General features: G+C 60.7%; 17 protein-coding genes. 10 read left to right on the top strand and 7 right to left on the bottom strand.

Annotated features, from left to right (window positions below; genetic code table 11):
* Nucleotides 1-94: 94 nt before the first annotated feature.
* The 3 genes from CAF63_RS07880 to CAF63_RS07870 are packed head-to-tail and all read left to right on the top strand — an operon-like array spanning nucleotide 95 to nucleotide 3,784.
* Nucleotides 95-1,903, top strand: a complete 1,809-nt coding sequence (locus CAF63_RS07880; RefSeq protein WP_085684121.1) for an ATP-binding protein — start codon at nucleotides 95-97, stop codon at nucleotides 1,901-1,903.
* Nucleotides 1,900-3,288 carry a sigma-54 dependent transcriptional regulator gene (locus CAF63_RS07875; RefSeq protein WP_085684123.1) on the top strand — a complete coding sequence of 463 codons (1,389 nt, stop codon included), beginning with the start codon at nucleotides 1,900-1,902 and terminating at the stop codon, nucleotides 3,286-3,288. Before CAF63_RS07880 ends, CAF63_RS07875 begins: the two co-directional genes overlap by 4 nt.
* 40 nt (nucleotides 3,289-3,328) lie before the next feature.
* On the top strand, nucleotides 3,329-3,784 hold the full coding sequence (locus tag CAF63_RS07870) for a YiiD C-terminal domain-containing protein (RefSeq protein WP_085684125.1): 456 nt from the start codon (nucleotides 3,329-3,331) through the stop codon (nucleotides 3,782-3,784).
* 13 nt (nucleotides 3,785-3,797) lie between these two features.
* Here CAF63_RS07870 and cysQ read toward each other — a convergent pair whose 3' ends face one another.
* Both cysQ and nudE read right to left on the bottom strand, forming a co-directional pair.
* Nucleotides 3,798-4,631: a 3'(2'),5'-bisphosphate nucleotidase CysQ gene (gene cysQ, locus CAF63_RS07865; RefSeq protein ID WP_085684127.1), complete on the bottom strand. Its 834-nt coding sequence runs from the start codon at nucleotides 4,629-4,631 to the stop codon at nucleotides 3,798-3,800.
* 5 nt (nucleotides 4,632-4,636) lie between these two features.
* Entirely contained in the window at nucleotides 4,637-5,203 is a 567-nt protein-coding gene (gene nudE / locus CAF63_RS07860) for an ADP compounds hydrolase NudE (protein ID WP_085684129.1), read from the bottom strand.
* Between the two features lie 88 nt (nucleotides 5,204-5,291).
* On the opposite strand from nudE, the gene yrfG reads away from it, so the two are divergent.
* On the top strand, nucleotides 5,292-5,954 hold the full coding sequence (gene yrfG / locus CAF63_RS07855) for a GMP/IMP nucleotidase (protein WP_085684131.1): 663 nt from the start codon (nucleotides 5,292-5,294) through the stop codon (nucleotides 5,952-5,954).
* Between the two features lie 92 nt (nucleotides 5,955-6,046).
* Here the strand turns inward: yrfG and lysM are convergent, their stop codons facing one another.
* Nucleotides 6,047-6,487, bottom strand: coding sequence for a peptidoglycan-binding protein LysM (gene lysM, locus CAF63_RS07850; RefSeq protein ID WP_085684133.1), 441 nt, complete (start codon nucleotides 6,485-6,487; stop codon nucleotides 6,047-6,049).
* A 137-nt stretch (nucleotides 6,488-6,624) separates the two neighbouring features.
* Between lysM and CAF63_RS07845 the strand changes: the two genes are divergently transcribed.
* The 4 genes from CAF63_RS07845 to CAF63_RS07830 all read left to right on the top strand — a co-directional run bounded on the left by CAF63_RS07845 (nucleotide 6,625) and on the right by CAF63_RS07830 (nucleotide 11,552).
* Nucleotides 6,625-7,512 carry a LysR family transcriptional regulator gene (locus CAF63_RS07845; RefSeq protein WP_085684135.1) on the top strand — a complete coding sequence of 296 codons (888 nt, stop codon included), beginning with the start codon at nucleotides 6,625-6,627 and terminating at the stop codon, nucleotides 7,510-7,512.
* Nucleotides 7,513-7,604: 92 nt separating this feature from the next.
* Complete coding sequence (fdhD, locus tag CAF63_RS07840) at nucleotides 7,605-8,444, top strand: formate dehydrogenase accessory sulfurtransferase FdhD (RefSeq protein WP_085684137.1); 840 nt, start codon at nucleotides 7,605-7,607, stop codon at nucleotides 8,442-8,444.
* The gene (locus CAF63_RS07835) at nucleotides 8,441-10,789 is read left to right on the top strand and encodes an FdhF/YdeP family oxidoreductase (protein ID WP_085684139.1); all 2,349 of its coding nucleotides are present in this window, start codon (nucleotides 8,441-8,443) and stop codon (nucleotides 10,787-10,789) included. The genes fdhD and CAF63_RS07835 overlap by 4 nt, the downstream gene beginning before the upstream one ends.
* Nucleotides 10,790-11,072: 283 nt before the next feature.
* Nucleotides 11,073-11,552, top strand: a complete 480-nt coding sequence (locus tag CAF63_RS07830) for a YMGG-like glycine zipper-containing protein (protein ID WP_011331978.1) — start codon at nucleotides 11,073-11,075, stop codon at nucleotides 11,550-11,552.
* Nucleotides 11,553-11,616: 64 nt separating this feature from the next.
* On the opposite strand, the gene CAF63_RS07825 is transcribed toward CAF63_RS07830, so the two are convergent.
* The 4 genes from CAF63_RS07825 to CAF63_RS07810 form a co-directional block, all read right to left on the bottom strand.
* Entirely contained in the window at nucleotides 11,617-12,048 is a 432-nt protein-coding gene (locus CAF63_RS07825; RefSeq protein ID WP_085684141.1) for a thioesterase family protein, read from the bottom strand.
* A gap of 31 nt (nucleotides 12,049-12,079) precedes the next feature.
* On the bottom strand, nucleotides 12,080-13,303 hold the full coding sequence (locus tag CAF63_RS07820) for a 3-hydroxyacyl-CoA dehydrogenase (protein ID WP_085684143.1): 1,224 nt from the start codon (nucleotides 13,301-13,303) through the stop codon (nucleotides 12,080-12,082).
* Between the two features lie 109 nt (nucleotides 13,304-13,412).
* Nucleotides 13,413-15,341, bottom strand: a complete 1,929-nt coding sequence (locus tag CAF63_RS07815; RefSeq protein WP_085684145.1) for an ATP-dependent DNA helicase RecQ — start codon at nucleotides 15,339-15,341, stop codon at nucleotides 13,413-13,415.
* Between the two features lie 371 nt (nucleotides 15,342-15,712).
* Nucleotides 15,713-16,216 carry a polysaccharide deacetylase gene (locus CAF63_RS07810; RefSeq protein ID WP_085684147.1) on the bottom strand — a complete coding sequence of 168 codons (504 nt, stop codon included), beginning with the start codon at nucleotides 16,214-16,216 and terminating at the stop codon, nucleotides 15,713-15,715.
* A gap of 304 nt (nucleotides 16,217-16,520) precedes the next feature.
* Here CAF63_RS07810 and CAF63_RS07805 point away from each other — a divergent pair, with 304 nt between their 5' ends.
* Together CAF63_RS07805 and CAF63_RS07800 are read left to right on the top strand one after the other, a co-directional pair.
* On the top strand, nucleotides 16,521-16,802 hold the full coding sequence (locus CAF63_RS07805) for a hypothetical protein (protein ID WP_085684149.1): 282 nt from the start codon (nucleotides 16,521-16,523) through the stop codon (nucleotides 16,800-16,802).
* A 102-nt stretch (nucleotides 16,803-16,904) separates the two neighbouring features.
* On the top strand, nucleotides 16,905-18,032 hold the full coding sequence (locus CAF63_RS07800) for a hypothetical protein (protein WP_085684151.1): 1,128 nt from the start codon (nucleotides 16,905-16,907) through the stop codon (nucleotides 18,030-18,032).
* Nucleotides 18,033-18,304: the final 272 nt, after the last annotated feature.

The raw sequence follows: 18,304 nt of genomic DNA, 5'->3' as shown, positions 1-18,304 counted from the left end.
ATCTTCCGCGCCGCTGCACACCCGGCCACGGGTGCGCAGACTGCGCCGGCAAGCCTAGGCATAATGCGCCTGTACCCACAGGCGCTCGATGCTCATGACTCCGACCCTTCCCCGCCGCCCCCGCTGGCGCAGTCTTGCCCTGCTGGCCCTGTGCCTGGCACCGCTGCTGTGGCCGCTGGAACATCTGGCCGAGCGCTATTACCGCAGCGAACTGGCCGGCCAGAACCGTCAGACCCTCGACCTCTACGTCGCCAACCTGCTGGGCACGCTGCATCGCTATGAAGTGCTGCCGCAAATCCTCGGCGACCTGCCGGCCCTGCGCGCGGTGCTCGGGGCGCCCGACGACGGCGTGACCCAGGGCAACGCCAACCGCCTGTTGAAGAACATCGCCGCGCAGACCGGTGCCGAAGTCATGTACCTGATGGACACCAGCGGCCAGACGCTCGCGGCATCGAACTGGGACAAGCACGACAGTTTCGTCGGCCGCAATTTCTCTTTCCGGCCCTACTTCAGCGAGGCCATGGCCGGCCGCCTCGGGCGCTTTTTCGGGTTGGGCACCACCTCCGCCAAGCGCGGCTACTTCTTCGCCGCCGCCGTGCGCAGCGGCGAAAAAATCATCGGCGTGCTGGTGATCAAGGTTGACCTCGATCACACCGAAAGCCTGTGGGGCAAAACCCCGGAACAACTGCTGGTGACCGACCATAACGGTGTGGTCATCCTGACCTCGCGCCCGGAATGGCGCTTTCGCGCGACCCGCCCCCTGAGTGATACCGAACGTGCGGCGATTACCGCAATCCAGCCCTATCCGACCCGCGAGCCACGCCCCTTGAACCTGAGCCCGACCGCGTGGCTGCCGCAGACCCAGGACATCGCGGAAACCGGCTGGAGCGTCAGCATCCTCGCCCCGCGCACATTGATCGACCGACCGGTGCGCACCGTGGTGGCGATCGGCGGCGCTACCTTGCTGGTGGTGATGCTGTTGCTGGGCCTGATGATGCAGCGTCGTCGTCATTACCTGGAACGCATCGCCTTCGAAGCCAAGGCCCGACGGGAACTTGAGGGCCGGGTTGCCGAGCGCACCAGCGATCTCGAAGGCCTCAACCGGCGCTTGAAGCAGGAAGTGCTTGAGCGCGAACAGGCCCAGCAGGAACTGGTCCGCGCCCAGGACGATCTGGTGCAGGCCGGCAAGCTGTCGGCGCTGGGGACGATGTCGGCGAGCATCAGCCACGAACTCAACCAGCCGCTGGCGGCGATCCGCAGCTACGCCGAAAACGCCGAAGTGCTGCTCGACCATGAGCGGACCGAAGATGCTCGCGGCAACCTCAAACTGATCAGCGAACTGACCGGGCGCATGGCCTCGATCATCGCTCACCTGCGCGCCTTCGCCCGCCGCGACCGCCACGCCCCGGAAAGCGTCGCGTTGCAACCAGCGCTGGACGACGCACTTGCCTTGCTGGCCAAACGTCGCCGCAGCATGGACGTCGAACTGATCCGCGACCTGCCTGCCGCAACTTTGTGGGTCGAAGCCGGAGAAACCCGTCTGCGCCAAGTGCTGGGCAATCTGCTGGCAAACGCCCTCGACGCCCTGACCGAAAAAGGCCCGCCGCGTAAATTGTGGCTGAGTGCCGAATCCACCGACGAAGGCGTCAACCTGTACATTCGCGACAATGGCCCCGGCTTCTGCATGGAAGCACTGGGCCGTGCCAGCGAACCGTTTTACACCACCAAGACCCGCACGCAGGGTCTCGGTCTGGGATTGGCCATTTGCGAAACCCTGATGCGCGCCTTCGGTGGAGAACTGTCGTTCGCCAACCACAAGCAAGGTGGCGCCTTGATCACCCTGCGGCTGCGCGCCGGCGCGCCCGGGGTCAGCCTGCAACCGTCCGAGGACCGAAGCGCATGACCATCGACAACCGCATTCAGGTGGTGCTGATCGACGACGATCCGCACCTGCGTCAGGCCCTCGGCCAGACTCTGGATCTGGCCGGCCTGAAAATTCTTCCGCTGTCCGAAGCCAAGGGCCTGGCCGCGCAACTGGAGCGCGACTGGCCCGGTGTGGTGGTCAGCGACATCCGCATGCCCGGCATGGATGGCCTGGAACTGCTGAGCGAACTGCACGCCCAGGATCCGGAACTGCCGGTGCTGCTGATCACCGGCCACGGCGACGTGCCACTGGCCGTGCAGGCCATGCGTGCCGGTGCCTACGACTTTCTGGAAAAACCCTTCGCCAGCGACGCCCTGCTCGACAGCGTGCGTCGCGCCCTGGCCCTGCGCCGCCTGGTGCTGGACAACCGCAGCCTGCGCATGGCCCTGAGTGATCGCAACGAACTGAGCGCGCGGCTGGTTGGTCAGTCCGCGCCGATGTCGCGCCTGCGCGAGCAGATCGGCGCGCTGGCGGCAACCAAGGCCGACGTCTTGATCCTTGGCGAAACCGGTGCGGGTAAAGAAGTCGTCGCCCGCGCCCTGCACGATCTGTCGAGCCGGCGTAACGGCCCGTTCGTGGCGATCAACGCCGGGGCGCTGGCTGAATCGGTGGTCGAAAGCGAATTGTTCGGCCATGAACCCGGCGCCTTCACCGGCGCGCAAAAGCGCCGGATCGGCAAATTCGAATTCGCCAATGGCGGCACGTTGTTTCTCGATGAAATCGAGAGCATGAGCATGGATGTGCAGGTCAAACTGCTGCGCATGTTGCAGGAGCGCGTGGTCGAGCGCCTGGGCGGCAATCAGTTGATCCCGCTGGACATCCGCGTCATTGCCGCCACCAAGGAAGACCTGCGCCAGGCCGCCGATCAGGGACGTTTCCGGGCGGACCTGTATTACCGACTCAACGTGGCGCCGCTGCGCATTCCGCCACTGCGTGAACGGGGCGAAGACGCGTTGATGCTGTTCCAGCATTACGCCGACGAAGCCAGCGCTCGCCACGGTCTGCCGCCGCATGAACTGCAACCGGCGCAACGGGCGTTGCTGTTGCGCCATTCATGGCCGGGCAACGTGCGGGAACTGCAGAACGCGGCAGAGCGTTTTGCCCTCGGCCTGGAGCTGGCACTGGACAACACGCAACCCGATGGCAGCCCCGGCACCACCGTCGAAATCGCGGCGGGAGGGCTAAGCGAGCAAGTGGAAAACTTCGAGAAGTCCCTGATCGCCGCCGAACTGGCCCGCTCCCACGGTTCCGTGCGCAGTCTCGCCGAAGCTCTGGGCATTCCGCGCAAGACCCTGCACGACAAACTGCGCAAGCACGGGCTGAATTTCGCTGGCAGCGGCGGCCATTCCGACGAATCCGAATGAAGCACGATCAATTCACTTTTCTGCCGCAAGAGGTCCGGGCATGAAGCACGACAGTCGTTATCTGGAATCCGTTCTTCACCACGACATCCCGCTGACGCGGGACATGGGCCTCAAGGTGCTCGACTGGCAGGAACAGCAATTACGCCTGCACCTGCCGCTGGACGCCAACGTCAATCACAAGAGCACCATGTTCGGTGGCAGCCTGTATTGCGGGGCGGTGCTGGCCGGCTGGGGCTGGCTGCATTTGAGTTTGAAAGAGGAAGGCATCGAGGACGGACACATCGTGATCCAGGAAGGGCAGATCAGTTATCCACTGCCAGTCACCGGCGATGCCATTGCAATCTGCCCGTCACCGAGCGCGGCGGTGTGGAAGAAGTTTCTGGCGATGTATCAGCGCTACGGACGGGCGCGACTGACGCTGCATACGCGAGTCGTCAATGCCGGGAGTGATGAAGATGCGGTGACGTTCAGCGGGCAGTACGTCCTGCACCGCTGAAGATAGAACGCGCTTACGCGCGGGCAAGTTCGAGCAGCTTCGCCCGCCACGCGGCTTTCGCCGGCAATGCCAGGAAGAAACCGTTCAATAACGACTCCCGTGGCGGGTAACAGAATGCTTCGCCGCTCAGGTCCAGCACCTCGCCGCCGGCCCCTTCCAGCACTCCCTGCGCCGCCGCCGTGTCCCACTGCGAAGTCGGCGCCAGACGCGGGTAACAATCGGCAGCACCTTCAGCCACCAGACAGAACTTCAGCGAACTGCCGATGTTGGCCAGTTGCAACTCGCCAAGACTGGCGCTCAAACCGGCCAGCAGACGTTCCTGTTCCGGGCTCGAATGACGACGGCTGGCAACCACGGTGAAGGCTTCACCAGGCCCCGGCACGTCACGCACCTGAATCGCCACCGGTGTACTGCCCGTGTCGCCACGCCAGGCACCCAGACCCGCGCCGCCGACGTAGAAGCGACCGTTGGTTGGCATCGACACCACACCAAACACCACCTGGCCGTTCTCGATCAGTGCGATGTTGACGGTGAATTCTTCGCTGCCGCTGATGAACTCCTTGGTGCCGTCCAGCGGATCCACCAGCCACCAGCGCTGCCAACCCGCGCGCACGCTTTGCGGGATGTTGGCGTCCTCTTCGGACAACACCGGGATGCTCGGGTCCAGCGCGGTCAGGCCAGCCACGATCACGTGGTGAGCGGCCATGTCCGCCGCCGTCACCGGCGAATCATCGGACTTGGCGGTCACCGCCACATCGGCGCGCCAGAACGGCAGAATCGCCTCGCCGGCGCGCAACGCCAGTTCAACCACCGGCGCCATCAACGGATGGGGAAAATTCATAGACATCTCACTCATGACTGAAAAAAGCCGCGCTGGGTCAGCAGGTCGCGGGCCAGGTACAACGCCGCCAAGGCACGACCTTCGGAAAATTGCGGATTTTGCGCCAATGAAGAGAGATCCCGCAGATTGACCTTGTCTACCCGCATCGGCTCGGGTTCATCACCTTCGAGACGTTCTTCGTACAGGTCCGTAGCCAGCACTACCTGGATTTTCTGGCTCATGTAGCCCGGGGACAATGACAACTCGGTCAGATGCTCGAGCTGTCGCGCGCCATAACCGGCTTCTTCCTTGAGCTCGCGTTCGGCTGCCGCCAGCACATCCTCACCCGGTTCGATCAAACCTTTGGGCAGGGACAATTCGTACTCGTCGGTACCACCACAGTATTCCTCGACCAGCACCGCATGTTCGGCATCAAGCATGGCCACAATCATCACCGCGCCGTAACCGGCGCCCTTGCCGACCAACCGCTCGTAAGTGCGTTCCACGCCGTTGGAGAAACGCAGCTTCAGCTCTTCGACGCAGAACAGCCGGCTGGTGGCGACGATCTCGCGGGCAAGTACGGTGGGTTTCTGGCGCATGCAAAGCTCCTTGGCGTGAACGCGCTACTATAACGCGGCTTTTCCGATTGTTTGCGTCGGATATCTTTTTACCGTTCGAGACGTTGCCATGCCTTCATTACCGTGGTCCGACATCGATACCGTTCTGCTGGACATGGACGGCACGTTGCTCGACCTGCACTTCGACAACCACTTCTGGCTGGAACACTTGCCGCAACGCTACGCCGAACTGCATGGCGTGAGCCGGGCCATGGCGGAAATGGAATTGCAGCCGCTGTTCGCGCGCCATGCCGGTCAATTGCAGTGGTACTGCCTGGATTTCTGGAGCGCGGAACTGAAGCTGTCGGTGCGTGAACTGAAACTGGAAACCGCCCACCTGATTGCCCTGCGCCCGGACGCAGATACCTTTCTGGAAGCAATCAAACGAGCTGGCAAACGCGTGGTGATGATCACCAACGCGCACCGCGATTCACTGTCGCTGAAACTGGAGCGAATCGAACTGGCGCCGTATTTTGAGCGGCTGATCAGCTCCCACGATTACGGTTTTCCCAAGGAGAACCCGCAATTCTGGGACGCCTTGCAGGCCGATATCGGTTTTGACCCGGCACGCAGCCTGTTCATTGATGACACCTTGCCGATCCTGCGCAGTGCGCAAAATTTCGGCGTGGCGCATCTGTTGGCCGTGAAGGAGCCGGACAGCCGCAAAGGGCCGAAGGACACCGGGGAGTTTTCGGCAGTCGAGGATTATCGGGATTTGATTGCCGGCCTCTAAACCGCATCGCCCCATCGCGAGCAGGCTCGCTCACACGATTGAAATGCATTCCAATGTGGGAGCGAGCCTGCTCGCGATAGCGGTATCTGCGGTTACTCGGGAATACGCAGCGTCTGCCCCGGATAAATCTTGTCCGGGTGTGACAGCAGTGGCTTGTTGGCCTCGAAAATCTTGTTGTACTGGTTGGCGTTGCCATACACCGCCAGGGAAATCGCGCTGAGAGTGTCGCCCTTCTTCACGACCACAAAACGCGCCGCCGCCACAACCGGCCCGGTCACGGTGATCTGGTCATCGACACTGCCGACACCGGCAATGTTGCCCACTGCCAGCAGAATTTTCTCTTTCTCTTCCTGGCTCGACACTTCACCGGTGACCGTCACCTTGTCACCGTCCACGGTCGCCTGGACATTCGGGTTACCCAACCCGACCTTGCTGATGTGCTCCTTCAGTTGGTCGCTGGCATTGGCGTTGCCGGGAGTCAACAGGTCGAGCAACTTCTCACCGGCCTCTTTCACAAAGCTCAAAAGACTCATAGCGCACACTCCTTGATTTAAGTTCCAGACGCCCAAGCCTAGACCACGCCGGACAAACCCGGTTGCGGCCCGACCAATGACCCTGCCCCCGCGCAAGCGGTAGAATCACCCACTCTTGCCAGCGCCCCGGAACGAAGATGGACATCAAGCAGCTGAAATTCCTCATCGCCCTCGACGAAACCCGCCATTTCGGCCAGGCCGCCGCGCGCTGTCACATCACCCAGCCAACCCTGTCGATGCGTCTGCGCAGCCTCGAAGAAGAGCTCGATCTGCCGCTGGTCAATCGTGGTCAGCGATTCGAAGGATTCACGGCACCCGGCGAGAGAGTGCTGGCCTGGGCCCGCACAGTACTGGCGGCTTACGATGGCTTGCAGGCCGAAGCCGCAGCTTGTCGCGGCAACCTGATCGGCACATTGCGGCTGGGGGTGGTGCCGCTGTCGAGCTTCGACGCATTGCCCCTGATGCAACGCCTGCATGCCGAACACCCGAACCTGCGTTTTGAGCTGTCATCGCTGAGCTCGGAGCAAGTGCTGGAGCAACTGGCGAACAATCGCATCGATATTGGCGTGTCTTATCTGGAACGCCTCGACAGTGAACGATTCGAATCCCTGGCCTTCAGCGAAACCCGGATGGGCCTGCTCTATGACCAGCGCTTCTTCAACTTCAGCGAGGCGCCGCTGAGCTGGGAATCTCTGATCGAACTGCCGCTCGGCATGCTCACCAGCGGCATGCACTTTCGTCAGTCCATCGACCACAACTTCCACAGCCGAGGCCTGACACCACAGCCGTTGCTGCAAACCGACGCCGTCCACCAATTGTTGCAAGCCGTGCACGGTGGTCTTTGCTGCGCAGTGATGCCATTGGACGGTGGTCTGGAAAACCTGACCGATCACTTGCGCCTGCAACCTATCGAAAGCGCTCAGACGCTCGCCCGGCTGGGCCTGATCATGCGCCGCGGTGCGCCTCGATCGGCGTTGGCCGAGGCCTGTTTCGCGATTTATCAGAAATCACCAGCCGACTCTTGATCGACAGCATCTATCGGGAGATCGAAACTAGCGATTAGACGCGACAGTTTGCCGCGCCTAGTCTTAGCGTTGATCAATCCGTTGGTGATGCCATGAACGCCAAGCGCCCGGCCTGCGCGGCGCCCGCTCTCGAAACGCCCGCGCCTGCCGCCAGTCAAACTTACAGTTACAGCGATCTCCCCCTCGCGGAATCGGCCAGCACCGCGCTGGCCGAAGAAGTCGCGTTGGCGATTGCCTACAACGGCATCAGCCAGGCTGTGATGCTGGTCACGCCCACAGATCTTGAAGACTTCATCGTCGGTTTCAGTCTCGGCAGCGGCATTATCGAAGACGCCTCGGATATCTATGATCTGCAACTGACCGGTTCGGGCTCGGCGCAATACGCACAAGTCACCATCGCCAACCGCGCCTTCTGGAACCTCAAGCAACAGCGTCGGCAACTGGCCGGCACCAGCGGTTGCGGGTTGTGCGGCGTGGAAGCGGTGGAACAGGCGCTGCCTGATCTCAAGGTTTTACCCGGCGCCCCCTTGCCGCCCATCGAATGGCTCGACGGTCTGCGCCAGCGCATCGGCGCGTTCCAGCCACTGGGCCAGCATTGCGGCGCGGTGCACGCGGCGGTGTTCATGAACGCCAGCGGTGAATTGCTGCTGGGCCGCGAAGACATCGGCCGGCACAACGCCCTCGACAAACTGATCGGCGGCCTGATCCGGCAAAAGATATCCACAGCCGGCGGGCTGGCGATTGTCACCAGCCGTTGCAGTCTCGAATTGATCCAGAAAGTTCTGCGGGCCGGGATTCAGACCCTGGTCAGCCTGTCCGCGCCTACCGGTCTCGCCGTGCAATGGGCGCGACGCCACAACCTCAATCTCATTCACCTGCCGCAGAAAAACGCGCCGCGGGTGTATAGCCCAGAAATGGAGAAACACCCGTGAGCCAACATCATCAAGCCGACCAGAAACCCGTTCCGCGCTACAAGCCTTACAAGGGCCCGGCCGGTGGCTGGGGCGCACTGATCAGCGTGGCCCAGGCCTGGCTGACCAGCGACAACGCGCTGAAAAACCTGCGCATGATGCTCAAGACCAACCAGAACGGCGGCTTCGACTGCCCGGGCTGTGCCTGGGGTGATTCGCCGGAAAGCGGCATGGTCAAGTTCTGCGAGAACGGCGCCAAGGCAGTGAACTGGGAAGCGACCAAGCGTCGGGTCGACGGCAAGTTCTTCGCCAAGCACAGTGTCACCTCGTTGCTGGAACAGAGCGACTACTGGCTTGAATATCAAGGTCGTCTGACCGAACCGCTGGTGTATGACGCCGAAACCGACCGCTACAAACCCATCAGCTGGGACGATGCCTACGCGCTGATCGGCAAACACCTGCAAGCGCTGTCGAGCCCGGATCAGGCCGAGTTCTACACCTCGGGCCGCGCCAGCAACGAAGCGGCGTACCTGTATCAACTGTTCGTGCGCGCCTTCGGCACCAACAACTTCCCCGACTGCTCGAACATGTGCCACGAGGCCAGCGGCGTGGCCCTGGCGCAGAGTGTCGGCGTCGGCAAAGGCACCGTGACCTTCGACGATTTCGAACACGCCGATGCGATTTTCGTCTGGGGCCAGAACCCCGGCACCAACCATCCACGCATGCTCGAACCGCTGCGCGAAGCGGTGAAGCGCGGTGCTCAGGTGGTGTGCATCAACCCGCTGAAAGAGCGTGGTCTGGAACGCTTCCAGCATCCGCAGCATCCGATCGAAATGCTCACCAACGGCGACAAGCCGACCAACACCGCGTATTTCCGCCCGGCACTGGGCGGCGACATGGCGGTACTGCGCGGCATGGCCAAGTTTCTGCTGCAATGGGAACGCGATGCGCAGAAGGCCGGTGCGCCGGCGGTGTTTGATCACGACTTCCTCAATGAACACAGCGTCAACGTGCTCGAGTACATCGGTGTCATTGACGACACTCCTTGGGAGCAAATCGTCACGCAGTCCGGCCTGACCCTGGTGGAAATCGAACAGGCGGCGCGCATGTACGCCAAAGGCAAGAACGTAATCATGTGCTGGGCGATGGGCATCACCCAGCACCGTCATTCGGTGCCGACCATCCAGGAAATCGCCAACCTGATGCTGCTGCGCGGCAACATCGGCAAGCCCGGCGCCGGTCTGTGCCCGGTACGCGGCCACAGTAACGTGCAGGGTGACCGCACCATGGGCATCAACGAGCGTCCGCCAGTGGCGTTCCTCGATTCCCTGGAGCGCCGCTTCCAGTTCAAGGTGCCGCGCCACAACGGGCACAACGTGGTCGAAGCGATTCACGCGATGGCCGAAGGTCGCGCCAAAGTGTTCATCGGGCTGGGCGGCAACTTCGCCCAAGCCACGCCGGACAGCCCGCGTACCTTCCAGGCCCTGAGCAACTGCGATCTGACCGTGCAGATCAGCACCAAGCTCAACCGCAGCCACCTGGCTCACGGCAAGGACGCGTTGATCCTGCCGTGCCTGGGCCGTACCGACATCGACATCCAGACCGAAGGCCCGCAGGCTGTCACTGTGGAAGACTCGTTCAGCATGGTGCACGCCTCCAACGGTCAGTTGCAGCCGCTGTCGAACCAGATGCGCTCGGAGCCGTCGATCATCGCCGGCATCGCCGCCGCGACCCTGGGCAGCAAACCGGTGGACTGGAACTGGCTGGTGGCCGACTACCGGCGCATCCGCGAACTGATCGCCGACACCATTCCGGGCTTCAAGGACTTCAATGAAAAGGTCAAGAATCCGGGCGGATTCTACCTGGGCAACAGCGCCGGTGCACGCAAATGGAACACCACCTCGGGCCGGGCCAACTTCAAGCCGAACATGCTACCGAAGGACCTGATCCACGAACGCACCCGAGCCACCGGAAAACTGCCGGACCTGATTCTGCAATCGATGCGCTCACACGATCAGTACAACACCACGATTTATGGTCTGGATGACCGTTATCGCGGGGTGAAGGGACAGCGCGACGTGCTGTTTGCCAACGAGGCGGATATCATTCGTCTCGGCTTCAAGCCGGGCCAAAAGGCTGACATCGTGTCGCTATGGGACGATGGCCGCGAACGTCGGGTGAAAGGCTTCACACTGCTGGCGTTCGATATACCGGCGGGACAAGCGGCGGCTTATTACCCTGAGGTGAACCCGTTGGTGCCGCTGGAAAGCACCGGCGATGGCAGCCATACGCCGACATCGAAGTTCATTGCCATTCGCCTGGAAGCGGCGAGTGAGACAGGACTGATCATGGCCAAGTCGGCCTGATACGGCGCCTGAACGGGCGCCTTCGTCGGAGCTTGCTCGCGAAAGCGGCAGCAGAATCAATGTTTTTTTCTGCGCGAACACTTTTCAAACGCCCACAAAAAGGCCGCTTTGTGATCAAAGCGGCCTGTCCGAAGTAGTTAAAGACCGGCGAAAATCGATTAAGTTCCACCCAAAAATCAGTAAGTTGCAGAATTGTATACAAGTCGTGTTATTCGTCGGATTTCGATTGTCACGCCCATTCCAGAGCCTCAGGATCGCGCCGTCATCCCTTTGAGGCTCCTCTATGAAGTTCTCCTCGATTCTCTTGTTGTCCCTTGGCCTGGTCAGTGGCTTCGCTTCTGCCGGAGGCACCACCGAAGCAGGTGTGGGCGGCGCATTGGGCGGGGTTCTTGGCTCGGTCGTCGGTCAATCGCTAGGCGGCAGTACAGGTTCAACCATTGGCGCAGCCCTGGGCGGCGCGGGTGGTAGTGCGGTGGGCGCGGACAAGCGCAGCCGTGGCGAAGCAGCCATTGGCGGTGCGCTGGGCGCAGCCGGCGGCAACGTGGTCGGCCGCAGCATGGGCGGCACCACCGGCAGCCTGATCGGCGCAGCAGCCGGCGGCGGCGCGGGTGGCGCGCTGGGCAACTACATGGGCAACAAGAGCGATGATGACGATCGTCATTACGATCGTCGCCATGATGATCGTCGTTACTACCGTGACCGCCACCCAGGTCGTGGTCATGCCTATGGCCATCGCAAGCACCATCGCTACTACCGCGACTGAGGCTTGACCTCGTTGCCGTAAAAGCCAGATCGCAGCTCCCCCGGGCTGCGATTTTTTTTGCCTGTCACACCGCCAGGTGTTCCAGCGCTTCGCGCAACCTGCCCGGAATCGACACCGGCTGATTGGATGCCCGGTCAACAAATACATGCACGAAGCGCCCGGCTGCACAGGCCTCCACCTCTCCTTCCTTGAACACCGCCAGTTCGTATTGCACCGAACTGTTGCCCAGCTTGCCGACTCGCAGACCGATCTCGATTCGATCAGGGAAAGCGATCGACGCGAAGTAGTCGCAAGACGAACTCACCACAAACCCCACCACCTCGCCGTCATGGATATCCAGCCCTCCGACCTGAATCAGGTAGGTGTTCACCGCGGTGTCGAAGAAGCTGTAATAGGTGACGTTGTTGACGTGACCATAGGCGTCGTTGTCATGCCAGCGCGTGGTGATCGGCTGGAAGTGCGGGTAATCGCTGCGTTGCGGCATCGGGTTGGACATCAGTGTCGATTCCTGGAGTGATCTGCCCAGTCTAAAGGTAAAAACCCTTGCCTCGCGCCGCCAGCTCACCAATCAATGGCGCCGGCCGCCAGTGATCGCCCTGCCGGGTCTCCAGCGCCAATAATCGCTTGTGAATATCGGCCAGCCCCTGATCGTCCGCCCAGGCCATCGGCCCGCCCCGCTCCGCCGGGAAGCCGTAGCCATTCAGATAGACCTGGTCGATGTCATGCGCCGACTCGGCAATCCCTTCCTGCAGGATCTTCGCCCCCTCGTTGACCAACGCCAGCAGGCACCGCTCGAGGATCTCCTCCGAACCGATATCCCGCCGATGAAACCCCAGACCTTCGCTGACGCTCAACACCAGTGCATCGACCTCGGGATCATGCTCGGCCTGACGGCTACCCGGCTCGTAGTGGTAGTAACCATTACCGGACTTCTGACCAAACCGACCCAGTTCGCACAAGCGGTTATCCACCTGAACCTCGGGCGCGTCCTGCCCTTTGCCGGCCAGTTCGCGGGCACGCCACTCGAGATCGATGCCGACCACGTCGTACATGCGAAACGGCCCCATGGCGAAACCGAAACTCTGCAACGCCGCATCGACCTGATGTGGATACGCCCCTTCGAGCAACATCTTGCGCGCTTCGAGCACATACGGATGCAGCATGCGGTTGCCGATAAAACCGTGGCAGTTGCCCGACACCACACTAACCTTGCCCATGCGCTTGCCCAGCTCTAAAGCAGCCTCAAGCACAACCGGTGAGGTCTGCGCACCACGGACTATTTCCAGCAACTTCATGATGTGCGCCGGGCTGAAGAAATGCAGGCCCAACACTTGGGTCGGGCGGCGTGTCGCGGCGGCAATGGCGTCGATGTCCAGCGCCGAGGTATTGCTCGCCAGCAGCGCTTCGGGCTTCAGCAAGCCGTCGAGTTCACGGAAGATCTTCTGCTTGAGCTCAAGATTTTCATAAACAGCTTCGATCACCAAGTCGACGTTGCGGATCGCCACATAGTCCGGCGCCGCACTGACACGGGCGATCCGCGCATCGGCCTCGGCCTGGTCGATCCGGCCCTGTCGCACGTTGTGCGCGTAGGTATCGGCCACGACGGCCAGCGCCTGTTCGAGCATCTGTGGATTGTTATCGACCCACTGCACTGACACGCCGGCATTGGCCAGGCACATGACAATGCCGCGGCCCATGGTACCGGCGCCGATCACGGCGGCCTGCTGAATAGCGAAGGATGTCTGGCTCATGTTGTTCTCTTGTTGGCGATCCGAAGACAGCCATCACCATAGTCAGCCAACAGGCATTTTTGAAGTTCATTGCCGTGATGATCGACATTCAGCAGATGGATTCGAGACTTCAAAGATGCGCCTGAGCCCAGGCCCGCACCTCGGCATAGGGATACTCCTCCAGCGCCGCAAATCCTGAGATGGCCCGGGCCTTGAGCCGGGTAAACAACGGCACGCTGATCCCGCACAAAAACCGGGTCAACCGCTCCGCCGACGGAGCACTGCCAGTGTGCTGCTGGTGCCTGTGGATAAAATCGCTACACAACGCCGCAAAATTTTTATCCACAAGCGCCGGCAATTCCGGAGGTGCCGGCAGCCGGGCGACGTGCCCGTGACAGACCGAGCAATGCCCGCACTGCTGCGGCGCATTGTGATCGCCAAAATATTCGGCCAGCCGATATCCGAGGCATCGCTTGGTGGCGAACAGCTCGAGCATGGCGTGAATCCGCGCCACTTCGGTTTGCTCATGGCGGGTGAAATAGTCATGCAGCTCAGCGCTCAAGGCCTGGCTGTCGAAATCGCCGCGCAGGACGTTGTAGACCTCGGTCATCTGCTTGCTCTCAAGCTCGACCCAGCCCTTTTCCTGAAAGTAATCCAGCGCCTTCACCACCCGATTGCGCTCGGCGGAATACTGCTCGTACATCGCCTCGAAATTCACCGTGGCCCAGGTGCGCGCATGGCTTGAGGTCTGGATGATCGCGGCAACGAAATCCCTGCGCTCGCCCTCGAAACGCTCAAGCAACGCATCGGGTTCCAGCAAATATTTGAAGCGGTACTCGGCGTAGTACGCGTAGCGCGGGGCAATCAGCCCTCGCAGCTCCAGTTGCACCAGTAAGGTCTTCAAAGGCAACGAACGAATATTGCTCTGATCCGCCAGCGGCCCGAGCAGAAATTCCCATTGGCCTTCGGGCGCGGCGGCCTGCAACTCGTCCAGCACATGACGAATGCCGTCCCGTTCCGGCGTGTCGCCATACACGAAGTTTTCCAGCACGTTGAGGCTGTCGCGGTTGGCCAGCACCAGGCAGTCGGACGGCTGCCCGTCACGCCCGGCGCGACCGATTTCCTGGCTGTAGTTTTCGGTGGATTTGGGCAGGTCGAAATGCACCACGTTGCGGATGTCGCTCTTGTCGATACCCATGCCGAACGCGATGGTGGCAACGATGCAATTGGACTGCCCGCCCATGAAGCGCTTCTGGATCCCGTCCCGTTGCTCATGGGGCAAACCGGCGTGATAAGCCTCGGCCTGAATGCCATTGCGCTCAAGATGTTCGGCAATCTGCTCGGCGGTTTTCTGCAGGGTGACGTAGACGATGCTCGGCTGACCCACGCGCTCGCTCATCCACTCCACCAGCCGTCGACGCTTGTCCTGCCCACGCACAGGCTCGACCAGCAGATTGAGGTTGGACCGATAGAAACCGGTGGTCACTACATCCTCTTCAGCGATGGCGAATTTCGCCTGCATGTCGGCGATGACTTTCGGCGTTGCTGTGGCGGTCAGCAGCAAGGTCTGCGGGATGTTGAACTGGCGCTGGTAGTCCGGCAGCTTGAGGTAGTCGGGGCGGAAGTTGTGGCCCCACTCGGAGATGCAGTGCGCCTCGTCCACCACCAGCAGCGAGATCGGCACCTGCTGCAAAAAGTTGCGAAAGCGTTCGTTCTTCAAACGCTCCACGGAAATCATCAGGATCTTCAGTTCGCCGGAACGGGCGCGGGCCATCACATCGTTGGCATCTTCGCGGCTCTGCGCCGAATCGATGCTGCCTGCCGAAATCCCGTGCCGTCGCAAGAACTCGAGCTGATCCTGCATCAGCGCCAGCAGCGGCGAGACCACTAGCGTCAGGTGTGGCAGCAAGAGTGCCGGGACCTGGTAACAAAGGGACTTGCCGGAGCCGGTGGGAAATATCGCAGCGGCCGAGCGCCCGGCGAGAACGGCGCTGATTGCCGCTTCCTGACCGGGTCGAAACTGTGGATAACCGAAAACCTGTTCCAGGGTGTTATGCATTCGCTGTCACTCCGTTGACCGCTGTGATGCCAACAGCCTAGCGGGCGATCGCAGCGAGTCGAGAAAAGGCCGGGGTCAAATCGATACGGGATGATACAGCGTGAAATGCTGAGCCATGGCCTGAAACAAACGAAACACTTTGTTCCTCGCTGAAGTCACGATGGCGAGTGTAAGGTCCATCGAACATCGCGCCAGGACGGCCGATGCTTCTGGATTCTCACTAAGGAAGACACATGTCGAATCGTTTGAAACTGCCCTTCGCTCTTCTCATCACGGCCCTGTTGCTCGGCGGCTGCTCCCCCTTTCCCGGCGACCTTCCCCCACTTGCCAGCGCAGTGACAGCGGGTCATACGCTTACGACCTAACTGGCGCTACGGCTGCAACACCGCCACTCGCAATTGCTCGTTCAACAGCCGCTCATGCAGACCCCGGCTTTTGCTGGCCCACAGTGCATGGGCCGGGCTGATATCACCGGTGAATGCCGCCGCCAACTGACGCAGGTCAGCGACACTGCGCACCCGAGGGCAGAACGCTTGCTCGTCGCAGTTCTGGCTGGCGTTGCGATAGGTGGTAAACAGACGATCCCATAGACCGTCACGCACCTGGCGGACCGACTTGAGCTGCACATGCGGCACGCCCAGACGTTGTTTGAGTCCGGGTTCATCCAGACCTTCGCTGGCCAGCAGTGCCTTGCCGAACATCAGCACTTCGGCACGAGACGCCGTGTCGATGCTGGCCTGGGTCGTGAGTGCGTCCGGCCATTCGGTGCGCTCTACTTGCGTGAGCACCAGTCCATTGCCCGCCTCGGAGGCCAACGCCAAACGACAACCACTGGCCCATAGCAAAACGATCGAGGCCATTCGTAGCCAATGCATACCTAATTCCCTTTAAGTCGGTGTCGGACGCCTGGAAACGCCCTACGGATTCTGGCGCGCACCATACAGATGTTTAACGGGAATCGCCCGACAAACGCGTGGGAAATTTCGCCCATCAGGGTTTGGCTGTGAAAAAGCCGCAAAAACGCGTAGGGCAAGTGCCCGCCCCCCGGAAAAACCCCTACGAATTCTGTCCATTGTGGCTGTCTTGTCCCACTCGACAGCGCGCTTCTATAGTGGCCGGCGCAACTGAAAACACTGTGTCGGCCCGCCGAAGCGACTTCGTAAAGGACACGCCTCAATCATGAACATGTTCACACCGCTGAATACTCGTTTTCGCCCTCTCAAGACCTGCACCGGCGACAATCCGGTAATGGTCATCGACACCGCAGTAAAACCGGGTGATTTGCTCAATGCCGCCGATCAACGCCTGCGTGCCGCCAGTGATCTGCTGGAAACTCTTTACTGCTTGTGTTTCAAACAGGCCGACGTGAAAGATATCCCCAACATCGTCAATGCGCTTTATTTATTGACGCAGGACGGCTGTGACTTGCTGGAAGTTGCCAGACAACAAATAAATAGTTAAAGCCAGCCAACCAACTTACAAAGTTCGCAACAACCCATCGCTTCCATTACAACAAATATTGGAACTAGCCTGTTTGCTCTTACATCAACCAAGAGCAAAAACATGACTACGCTGACTATTTTCTTTTGCGGTACAGGTTCGACAAAGTTTGATAACGCCCACGAAAACTATTGGGACGGTGAATTGGTTTCCACACTGGCTTCTCATCACGTCGGTCGCGAGTTCGCCGAATGGATCGTGGTCGATGGCCCCGGCACCAGCAACCTGCAAGCCGATGAACTGTTCACCCAATCCAAGGACTACGGCCTCAGCGGGACCTTGTTCGGCAAGGGCTGGGAGGAAAACGTCCAGCACGCGGTAAACATCATCAAAGGCCAATGTGACTGGCAGCGCGAGCAACTGACCGAAGCGGAATACAACCGCCTAAAAGCCGCCGGCATCCCCATTGAAGATGTAAAAGTCGAAGGTTCCTGGCTGTGGCGTAAATACAACTATGGCGATCGCAGCGTTACGCAGCAGAAGTTACAGGAGCAAATTATCAAAACCTTTCGCAAGGACGGTGTTATTCCAACAAAAGTCAATCTGGTGGGCTGGAGTCGCGGCGGTATAAGTTGCCACATGCTGGCGAATGCCATGTTCAACGACAGTGCACTGAAAAACATTCCAGTGAATATCTTTGCCATCGACCCGGTACCGGGCATCGGTAACTTTCAGGAACAACGGGTAAAGCTCAACAGCAACGTAAAAGAGTATGTGGGTTTCTACGCGCGGGATGAACGTTCCAAAGGCTTCAGCTGCGTCATCCCGCAAACCGCGACCGGCACCAAAACCAGCATCTTCCCCATGCCCGGCCGTCACGCCACCCTGGTCGGCAACGCCTCCGCCGACGGCAACAGTGGTTCAAAAGTGCTGGCCGAACCCGGCCTGATCGTCCGCCACTTTGCCGAGGTCTGCCTGAAACGCTGGGGCACCGCCCTAGACAAAAACCTCAACCTCACCGACGCCGACCTTCGCAACCACACCGCCGCCATCGTCAACGCGGCAGCGAAATACAAGGCCATGGAGAAGTGTTCCTACACCTGGTTCACCGAGCTGGATCAAGGCGAGCGCTACGTTTCGCTGGGCAGCAAAGGCGTTCCGTTCTCGACGGTGAAAGGCACGATCTACAGTCCGGCGACAGGGCTGACCACGAGTGTGCTGGATGTTGAGGCGTATCGGGCGATTCGTTGAAAACCGTGATTGATCTGTAGGAACGACCTGCCCAAATCTGCATCCCGTTCCTACAGGCAGTGGCGCCTTGTCTTCTATCGGCGCCAGCGGGCCGAAACCTATAGTTGTGACTGTCGCTGCCAATTCAGCGGCTCGGGCTTGGTCACCCGAATGGATCATGCATTCGCGTCCGCTGTATGCTGCCGGCACTCAATTGCCAGCAGCGTTATGGTGGCTGTGTTTGGGACGCTCTCGAGCGTGCCGGGTATGTGCATGATCCTCACCGGTTGACC

This window comes from Pseudomonas sp. B20(2017), from assembly GCF_002113125.1.
In the GTDB taxonomy this organism is placed as follows: Bacteria; Pseudomonadota; Gammaproteobacteria; order Pseudomonadales; family Pseudomonadaceae; genus Aquipseudomonas.
This window is presented reverse-complemented; position numbering and strand designations above follow the sequence as displayed.